8 protein-coding genes are annotated in these 10,023 nt (G+C 45.7%); 2 read left to right on the forward strand and 6 right to left on the reverse strand.

The genetic code is table 11. The annotated features are described in order from the left end of the window. Positions 1-119 precede the first annotated feature (119 nt). Positions 120-899: an SDR family NAD(P)-dependent oxidoreductase gene (locus tag A3757_RS14185; protein WP_068506703.1), complete on the forward strand. Its 780-nt coding sequence runs from the start codon at positions 120-122 to the stop codon at positions 897-899. An 82-nt stretch (positions 900-981) separates the two neighbouring features. After that, entirely contained in the window at positions 982-2,205 is a 1,224-nt protein-coding gene (locus A3757_RS14190; RefSeq protein WP_068506700.1) for a trans-acting enoyl reductase family protein, read from the forward strand. Between the two features lie 45 nt (positions 2,206-2,250). Here A3757_RS14190 and A3757_RS14195 read toward each other — a convergent pair whose 3' ends face one another. From A3757_RS14195 to A3757_RS14225, 6 genes are all read right to left on the reverse strand, one after another. Continuing rightward, complete coding sequence (locus A3757_RS14195) at positions 2,251-2,892, reverse strand: endonuclease (RefSeq protein WP_082865261.1); 642 nt, start codon at positions 2,890-2,892, stop codon at positions 2,251-2,253. 402 nt (positions 2,893-3,294) lie between these two features. Further along, the gene (gene holA / locus A3757_RS14205; protein WP_068506694.1) at positions 3,295-4,308 is read right to left on the reverse strand and encodes a DNA polymerase III subunit delta; all 1,014 of its coding nucleotides are present in this window, start codon (positions 4,306-4,308) and stop codon (positions 3,295-3,297) included. A gap of 2 nt (positions 4,309-4,310) precedes the next feature. Continuing rightward, positions 4,311-4,856, reverse strand: a complete 546-nt coding sequence (lptE, locus tag A3757_RS14210) for an LPS assembly lipoprotein LptE (protein ID WP_068506692.1) — start codon at positions 4,854-4,856, stop codon at positions 4,311-4,313. A gap of 84 nt (positions 4,857-4,940) precedes the next feature. Further along, positions 4,941-7,526: a leucine--tRNA ligase gene (leuS, locus tag A3757_RS14215; protein WP_068506690.1), complete on the reverse strand. Its 2,586-nt coding sequence runs from the start codon at positions 7,524-7,526 to the stop codon at positions 4,941-4,943. A 156-nt stretch (positions 7,527-7,682) separates the two neighbouring features. Continuing rightward, entirely contained in the window at positions 7,683-9,227 is a 1,545-nt protein-coding gene (gene lnt, locus A3757_RS14220; protein WP_068506687.1) for an apolipoprotein N-acyltransferase, read from the reverse strand. An 85-nt stretch (positions 9,228-9,312) separates the two neighbouring features. Beyond that, on the reverse strand, positions 9,313-10,023 hold a 711-nt coding region (locus A3757_RS14225; RefSeq protein WP_068739814.1), incomplete at its 5' end, for an HlyC/CorC family transporter.

A 10,023-nucleotide genomic window follows, 5' to 3' on the forward strand; every position in this document is an offset into this window, starting at 1 on the left:
AATATTTGTATAATAATATGTACTTTTTTTTGTCTTCTCTGTGAAGCAAAGCGCTCGGTGTTATCTGTGGTGAATTCATTTTTTAGTTTTAGTAATACCTATTAATTCAGAGATAAACTATGGATAACCTACTAGATTTTTCAGAAAAGGTAGCATTGATTACCGGCGCTGCCAGTGGCTTTGGTAAAAGCCTAGCCGAAGAGTTAGCCAAGCGCGGAGCGAACTTAGTGCTAGCTGACTTCAACGAAGAAGGCTTAACACTGACAAAGCAGGATTGTGAAACCCTAGGCAGTAAGGTTATTGCCTTAACGGGTGATATAGCTGAAGAAGCGCATTCTGAAGAACTCGTAAAGGCTGCGGTTGATAATTTTGGCAAGCTTGATATTGCTGTTAACAATGCTGGTATCGCTCCTAAACTGGGCCCATTGGTTCACCTGGACGGCCCAACGCTTTCTCGTCAGTTAGATGTTAATACTAAAGGTGTCGCGTTTGGCCTGAAGCATCAGTTAAGAGTCATGGCTGCTCAAAAAGAGGGTGCGATTCTGAATGTAAGTTCCATGGCAGGTTTAGGTGGAACGCCGATGGGAAGCTCCTATGGCGCTGCCAAGCACGCTGTAATAGGTCTAACTAAAACGGCCGCAGTTGAATGTGGGCCTATGAATGTTCGAGTTAATGCGATTTGCCCCTTCTTTACGTCAACGCCGATGGTTGATAATCCAACGATGAATCCGAATGATAATATCGAAGAGGTCAACAAGAACCTTGCGCGCGGCTGTCCGATGAAGCGTATCGCACGAGTTGAAGAAATTGTGAATGTCATGGTCATGATACTGTCACCAGCGAATAGTTATATGAACGGTATTGCTATACCGGTTGACGGCGGCATGTCAGCCATGTAATTTCAAAGGGGTCAGACTCGATTGAATTTCAATCGAGTCTGACCCCTTTGAAAATAAGCTATAAAAATAATAGGAAGAGGTCATGAGTACAAAGCGCGAATTCGATGTGATCATATGGGGAGCAAGTGGTTTTACAGGCCGCTTAGTTGCCGAATACTATCTAAATACCTACGGCCTCGATGGCGAACTAAAATGGGCAATGGCTGGACGCAACCAAACCAAGCTTGAAGAAGTTCGAAAAGGCTTAGGTAACGATAACATTCCTCTTATTCTTGCCGATAGCCACGATACGGCTAGCCTGAATGAACTGGCAAAACGTACTAAAGTCGTCTGCACAACGGTCGGTCCTTACGCTAAATATGGAAACGAATTAGTCGCCGCATGTGTCGAGAACGGCACTGACTATTGTGACCTGGCCGGCGAGACGCAATGGATTCGTCGCATGATCGACAAGCACCACAAAGCGGCAAAAGAAGCCGGTTGCCGGATTGTCCATTGTTGTGGTTTTGACTCGATTCCTTCCGACATGGGTGTGTACTTTCTTCAGCGTGAAGCAAAACATCACTATGGCGAATATTGCTACCATATCAAGATGCGCTTAAAAGCTGCAAAAGGGGCGATGAGTGGCGGTACCTTTGCCAGCATGAATAATGTGATGCTCGAAGCGAGTAAAGACCCTGAAGTTAAGAAGGTGATCTTCAACCCTTATGGTTTGAACCCTCAGGGGGAAATGTCGGGCCCTGATAAGCCAGATATGCAAAGCGTTAAATACGACTCTGACCTAAAAGCTTGGATCATGCCTTTCATCATGGCGGCAATAAATACGCGTGTTGTTCGACGCTCTCATGCTTTGAAGTCTTACCCGTATGGAAAAGACTTCCTTTATGATGAAGCGATGATGAGCGGCAAAGGCTTTACTGGAAGAGCCAAAGGTTATGCTGGCTTATTGACCTTAGGCTTGATGATGGCAGGTAAGCCGGGGTCTTGGTATAAAAATACAATTAATCGCTTTTTCCCTGAACCTGGTGAAGGGCCAAATAAAGCAGAGCGTGAAGCTGGCTTCTTCACCTTTAGTGTAATTGGCCGTATGAATGACCGAACATTGGTTGCCAAGGTTACAGGTGACCGAGACCCAGGTTATGGTTCTACTTCTAAAATGCTTGGTGAAAGTGCAGCCTGTTTAGCCTTGGATAAGAAACACTTGCCGAAGATGTGCGGAGTGTTGACACCCTCAACAGCAATGGGTGATGCCTTATTGCATAGGCTAGAAGAAAAGGCTGGTCTAGGCTTCTCAATCGAGCCCTAAGGTTATTGAGTTCAGGGTAAGTCGGGTTTTAACCCGACGATGCAGTTAATCAATGTTATAAGCTAAAGATGGGTTGGAGATAAACTCATTTTCATTGCCCTGATACTCAGCCACAATCGCATTACGTGAGACTTCCTCCGGGCTTGGTGGATCATTCTCATGCCATAGTTTTAATAAAGACATATGAGTACGCAAGGGTAGGTCATAGTTAGCCTTCATATAAAACAGAATTCTGGCAATATCCCCTTTGAGCTCGTTAGGTGGGTCAATAATGTGTAACTTCTTTCGAATGCCGCAATTATTGGCCTCAATCGTTTCTTCTAAGTTGCCGAACTTTGCGCCTTTTCTTTTAAACTCAAAGTAAGAGTCAGCCGGAACAACATTATGCAAATCAGAGATTATTTCCATATAGCGATCGTCTGAACGAAGGCACTGGCGTTTAGTTCCGCATTGAAGGTGGTCACGTACTTGAGCGCTTGGGTAAATATGGCTGACCGCGAGAAGCGGTGTTTTCTTTGAGAAAGACTTTTTGCAGAAAAAGGTCTGCCCGCCATTTTTATAAATGGCGCCCCAAAATTTATCCTTAATCACTGATTTGTAATCAGCTGCCGCTATTGAACTTAATAGCAAGCAGCTGATAGCGATAACTATCGCGCTACATATTTGTTTGTTGCGTTTTAAGCGCATTCAGGTTTACCTCGGTGAAGCTATTGGTAGTAAAAGAAGACTGCTTAACAACTTATATGATTCTTATAATTGACGTTAGCATAAAAAGTGAGCGCTGCCCCCTTATAAGTGAGCTAAAAATGTTAGATTCTGAAAAACATTGTAAAAACAGCGATCGGAAAGAGGCTTTAATGTTTATTTGTGATAAAGAGTGTGCGCTAAAGAACTTATAATGCTTTGTTGTGCTTTTGTTATTTTTTATTTTCAAAAGCTTATCTATGGAAATTAAAGCATCTTCGTAAATGAGTTTTCGAATGTGAGAATTTTGTAGGCGGCCCGTCCCGGGGCGCAGGTCGTTCCTCGGAGTGTCAGATAGCCTGGTGGTTCCGTTCGCGCGGACAGAGGCCCCGCCTACCTTTGGCTTTATCCCTTAGCAATTGCCAAGGTAATATCAGTCAACACGTCCCAAGGGGAAATGCCCTTTTCGACACCTTTGATCAGGTCATCGACTTTCTTACACTGATCTAAAAGGCCCAATAGCTTTTGAGGGCTGTGCTTTTGTGCGGCGGCAGACAGACCTGCCTGGCGTTTTTGAATGATACGATGTTGTTTGAATAATGCCGGCAATGGCTGACCTTTGCTCAGGGCATGAGACAAATTCAGTAGTAAGCGAATCTCTTTACTTAAAGCCCACAAGACAAAGGTGACTTCTACGCCTTCAAGGCGAAGGTGGGAGATGATTTTTGCGCTTTGCTTGGCCTTTCCGGTCAAACAGGCGTCGGTAAGGTTAAAGACATCGTAGCGAGAAGCATCTGAAACACTTTCCAACACATCTTCAGTAGAAATTTCGACACTGCTGTCAGGGTGAAGAAGCTTAAGCTTCTCAAGCTCCTGTTGTGCAGCGAGTAAGTTGCCTTCTAATCTATCAGACAAAAGTGAAACGGCGTCACGAGCTAAGTTCAAGCCCATTTTATTGGCTCGTTGAGCTATCCAACGCGGCATCTCGTGTAGATTGATTGGCCATATTTGAATGATGGCACCAGTCTGATCAAGTCGGCTACACCACTTGCTTTTAAGTGTGGAAGCATCGAGTTTATCGGCGCAGATCAGTAAAATCTTATCTTCTGGCAAATTATCGCAATATTGTTGAAAGGCTTTTGCACCGGGGGTACCGGGTTTAGATTTTCCAAGTCGAAGTTCAGTTAGTGTCTTTTCTGCAAATAAAGACAGAGTGTTAGCTTCTTCGTTTAAGCTGGTCCAATCGAACTTGCGGTCAACTTCCAGAATCTTTCGCTCATCAAAGCCTTGTTTTTTGCAGTTCAGACGAATGCTGTCCAAAGCTTCTTGAACCAATAGTGGCTCGTCACCGGTTACCAAATAAAGCGGTAAGAGCTTTTTTTTCAGCTCATTCTCAAGTTGCTCAGCTTTGATGCGCATACTTACTCAGAGCCCTCGTTACTGCCGGAATCGCTGGTAGTTAGCGTTTGTTTATTTACGACATCTATCTGGCGGAATATTTCTGAAGCAATGCGCTGGCTAAGTTCAGACTGTAGCTCACTGCGCTCGCGCTCTTTTGATAATAGTGCAGAGGACTGGTGGCGATAGCTATTACGAACGACGATTTCCTGTTCAGCGAGTACTTCTTCGCTCTCTTGAAGAACTAATTGATAACTTACTTTAGAGCTCAGCCCATATTCAGCGGTTGAAGCATTGCTTTGCAGCGACAAGGTACGAGACTCTTGCTCGATAGGGGAGATAGCTAGCCGATACTGAGCATTGTCATCAAAGCTAATATTATTCAGCATCAACTTTTGGCGTAGTGTTTGGCAAAGCTGCCAAGCACGAGTGGTTGGGCAGTCGAGTTTTATACTGGAAAAGCCCTTAGGAGCGTCATGTTCAGAATAACCACGAAGCTGGAAACCGCATGCCGACAGCAAACTAAAAAGCATGATCATTACGATGATCAAAAGTTTATTACGTGGCATATAAGGCTCTCACTGAAATAATAATCGCCCCGAAGCTTTAAGCGAGGGGCGATATTAAGGAGGAAAGAACAGGTCTATCGTTGCCTAGTTCGCAACGATATTAACCAGCTTTCCAGGTACAACGATTACTTTACGAACGGTCTTGTCATCTGTAAAGCGTTTAACGTTTTCATCATCCAAAGCAGTTTGTTCCATTGCTTCTTTGCTGATATCAGCAGGCACGTCAAGCTTGGACCTTACTTTACCATTCACCTGAATAACGATCGTTTGCGAAGCCTTAACCAAGGCGCTCTCGTCAACACTTGGCCAGCCCGCGCCGATAACTGCGTCTTTGTGGCCCAGGGTTTCCCATAGCTCATGTGAAATATGAGGCGTGATTGGTGCAAGCAGTAAAGTAACGGTTTCAAGCGTTTCCTGCATGACCGCACGGCCTTGCTCACTGACATCAACAAACTTCGAGGCTGTATTCATTAGCTCCATAATAGCCGCGATTGCTGTGTTAAAGGTTAAGCGGCGGCTAACGTCGTCACTTACTTTAGCAATCGTTTCATGCGTTTTTAAGCGAAGCGCTTTCTGCTCTTTGTTCAAGCTGGCAACATCGAGTGCAGCCACATCGCCCTGAGAAACGTGAGAATACACCTGGCGCCAGATACGCTTAAGGAAACGGTTTGAACCTTCAACCGCACTGTCAGACCATTCCAATGATTGCTCAGGAGGCGCAGCAAACATAATAAACAAACGAACGGTATCAGCACCAAACTGGTCGATGGTGGTTTGTGGGTCAACACCGTTGTTCTTAGATTTCGACATCTTGCTCATGCCAGAAGACAACACTTCGCTACCGTCAGACTTGCGCTTGCAGCTAATGGTTTTGCCTTTTTCGTCCGTCTCGATATCGACTTCAGCTGGCGCGATCCAGATCTTGCCACCTTTATCGTCTTCCTGATAGAAGCTTTCAGCCAATACCATGCCTTGGCATAACAGACGCTTGAACGGCTCGTCACAATTTACCAAGCCGACATCTCGTAACAGTTTGTGGAAAAAGCGCGCATAAAGCAGGTGCAAAATAGCGTGCTCAATACCACCAATATATTGGTCTACAGGCAGCCAGTAATTTGCCGCGCCTGGGTCTAACATGCTGTCAGCAGACTGAGGTGAACAGTAACGTGCGTAATACCAAGACGATTCCATAAAGGTATCGAAGGTATCTGTTTCACGTAGTGCAGGCTGACCATTATGAGTCGTCTTTGCCCACTCCGGGTCGCTCTTGATAGGTGAGGTGACACCGTTCAGCTCAACGTCTTCAGGCAGTACAACAGGCAGCTCATCTAAAGGAACAGGAATCGCGCTGCCGTCTTCAAGATTCTTGATCGGGATAGGTGTGCCCCAGTAACGCTGGCGAGAAACACCCCAGTCACGCAAGCGATAGTTAATACGCTTTTTGCCAGTGCCTAGCGCTTCGAACTTGGCAACAATGGCATCAAAGGCTTCTGCCGAGCTTAGGCCGGTGAATTCACCTGAAGTCACCAATACGCCTTTTTCAACAAAAGCTTCTTCTTGTACATCTATGTCGTTGCCGTCTTCCGGCGCAATCACCTGCTTGATAGGAAGCTGGAAAGCCTTGGCGAATTCATGGTCACGCTCATCGTGAGCCGGTACCGACATAACCGCACCTGAACCGTAATCCATCAAGACAAAATTAGCCGTCCAAACAGGTACTTCTTCGCCCGTAATTGGGTGGATAGCAGTAAAGCCGGTTGGAATACCTTTTTTCTCCATCGTCGCCATATCTGCTTCAGCGACTTTGTTGTTCTTACACTCTTCAACAAAGGCTTTCACCTCAGCATTATTCCCTGCCGCTTCAAGAGCAAGAGGGTGCTGGGAAGCAACTGCAACGTAGGTCACACCCATTAAAGTATCTGGGCGAGTGGTATAAACGCTTAGCTTGTCATCTCGACCTGCTAGGTCGAATGAGAATTCCAAACCTTCAGAGCGGCCGATCCAGTTGCGCTGCATGGTTTTGACCTGCTCAGGCCACTCATCTAACTGATCGAGATCTGCCAACAGCTCTTCAGCATAATCAGTAATCTTGATAAACCATTGTGGAATTTCTTTACGCTCGACCAAAGCACCAGAGCGCCAGCCGCGGCCATCAACAACCTGTTCGTTTGCCAAAACAGTTTGGTCGACAGGGTCCCAGTTGACGGTTGCGTTCTTCTTGTAAACCAAACCTTTCTCGTAAAGCTTGGTGAAGAACCACTGTTCCCACTTGTAGTACTCAGGCTGACAGGTCGCCAGTTCGCGACTCCAGTCGTAGCCAAAGCCCAGTGCGTTCAACTGAGTCTTCATGTATTCGATATTTTCGTAGGTCCACTTGGCAGGTGCTACCTTGTTATTGATCGCAGCATTCTCTGCAGGAAGACCAAAAGCATCCCAACCCATTGGTTGCATTACGTTTTTGCCTTGCATGCGCTGATAGCGAGAAACAACATCGCCAATGGTGTAGTTACGCACGTGGCCCATATGTAGTTTTCCGCTCGGATAAGGGAACATGGACAGGCAGTAGTATTTCTCTTTTGTTTCGTCTTCAGTGACAGCAAAGCTGTTGTTGTCTTGCCAAAATTTACGGGCTTTTTCTTCTATTTGCTGCGGTTGATAATGTTCTTGCATGAGAGTCTTCAATGTCGCGTGTTTTTATAAAGAGTGAAAAATAAGGTACTTTTTAGAAGCTTGGCGCTTAAAGATGGATAAAGCATCAAGCCGACTAAAACCAGCCGGCTATTCTAGCCTAGATTACGGTGCTTTTCACGCTTCTGTTGATGCTTTTCAGCGCCTGACTCTTAGTACTAAAACGAGCAGAGCACAAAACCAAAATAGGGGAGTGGAACCAGTGTGTGAAAAAGGTGTGCGTCCTTCCAGTAAACGAATTTTAGAAAACAAAATCGTTTGTACAAATTGCTCACTTTGGGCTGTAATCTTTCCGCGCTCGTCGATGATCGCACTAACCCCATTATTGGTGCCGCGCACCATGTAGCGGGCATTTTCAGCAGCACGCATCTGCGCCATTTCCAAATGTTGAAGCGGGCCTATCGAGGTGCCAAACCAACTGTCGTTACTGATGGTGATCAGGTAATCTGCGTCGGCCGACTGCTTGGCAACAAAATCAGGGTAGACCACTTCATAGCAAATAAATGGCGCCACTTGATAGTCGAAGGACTTTAGCAAGGCTTGGTCTTCTGCACCGGTTCGAAAGTCAGACATGGGTAGGTTGAAGAAGTCGATCAGGCCACGCAATAAATCTTCCAGCGGAACATATTCCCCAAAGGGAACCAATTTCTGTTTATGGTAGATACTTTCGCCTTCTGCTTCACGCGCACCAAGACTAACAATACTGTTGTGGTAAACCTGGCGACCGCTCTCTCTATCGATGTGTCGAAAGGGGATGCCGCTGAAAATATTACTATTATTCGCTTTCGCCAGTTCAGACATTACATTCAAAAATGGAAGGGCCTGGTCATATAACCTGGGCACCGCCGTTTCTGGCCAAACAATCACATCACTCTGCCAGGCCTGCTCGCTCATGGTCTCGAGTAGTTTTAAGGTTTTTGGAATTTGTGAACGTCGCCATTTAAGTTCTTGGGGAATATTAGTCTGAATCAGCGCGACGCTGAGCTCATCTTTAGAATCTTCAGTATTGCTAACTTTACTTTGGCTCCAGTTAATGGTGCTTAATGCAGGCCCGCTAATCCAGAAGATCAGTGCAAAAGCGAGTAAACCGAACTTGTGCTGCTTAGTATCAGAAGCTAACAACAAGGCTAAAGCGGTGCCGCTTAGTGCAACAATGAAGGTAAGCCCGTGTACACCAATCACCGGGATCCAACCGCTTAAAGGTGACTCAAGATGCGAATAGCCCAAAAATAGCCAGGGGAAACCCGTTAGGAATACAGTCCGAAAACCATCACCCAAGACCCATATCGCGGTAAATAAAAAGCTGTTTATTAATGTGTTGTCACCGCGTAGTTTGAAGTAGAGCCAGAAGTTCAAAGCGCTAAACAGGGCCAAGCCAGCAACAAAAATGACAGTTAAGCCACCTGCAAGCACTGGTGGCGCATTGCCATAGGTGTTAATACTAACGTAAACCCACGAAGCGCCTGAACCAAAAAGCCCTAAGCCAAATATCCAACCATACAAAAAACCTTTCTCGGCTTTGCCTGAAGGTTTTAAGGCTTGCGTGCAAAGTAGTATCAATGCAATCGAAATAGGGCCTAGTAGCCATAAGCCATATGGGGCAAGTGTGAAGGTTTGCAGTGCACCGGCTACTAACAGGCAAATGAAAATTAAGGGCTTGGGCAGAGACGGGAATAGGTTCATGGAGTGTCAAATTTCAATGGGGTCAGACTCGATTGAAAATATTGCGGTTTCAATCGAGTCTGACCCCATTGAAACCGCTGGAATATCAATTCTTCTCTATCTTCACCAAGCGAATGCTTCGGTTATCAGCATTAAGTACTGTTACTTTAAAGCCATACATAAGAGTTGTATCACCGCGGCGGGGCAGGCGTTCGAACTTCTTCAGAATCAGGCCTCCAATGGTGTCGAATTCCTTATCTGGCAGTTCCGTTGAAAAGTACTCATTAAATTCATCAATAGGGGTGATGGCCTTTACGTTATACTCGCCATCAGTAAGAGGCTTAATTAACGCTTCGTCATCGATGTCGTGCTCATCTTCGATCTCGCCCACGATCTGCTCAAGAATATCTTCAATCGTTACAAGCCCGGCAATACCGCCATACTCATCGGCAACAATTGCCATATGATTACGGTTTTGCTTAAACTCCTTAAGAAGCTGATTTAATCGCTTGCTCTCAGGTACAACCGTCGCTGGCCGTAAAGCCTCAGAAATCTTGTTTTTGCTAAGTTGTCCTTTTATCGCTAGGGGCAGTAAATCTTTAGCAAGCAAAATACCGATAATATCGTCAGTTGACTCGCCAATAACCGGAAAACGTGAGTGAGCAGACTCGATAATGCTATGCATATACTCTTCAGGCTCAAGCGTCGCGCGTACGGTAATCATCTGGGAGCGGGGAATCATCACTTCGCGAACTTGCATGTCGGTGACTTGCATCGCGCCTTCGATAATACTGAGCGAGTCAGCATCGAGAACGTT

This window comes from Oleiphilus sp. HI0117 (genome assembly GCF_001635235.1).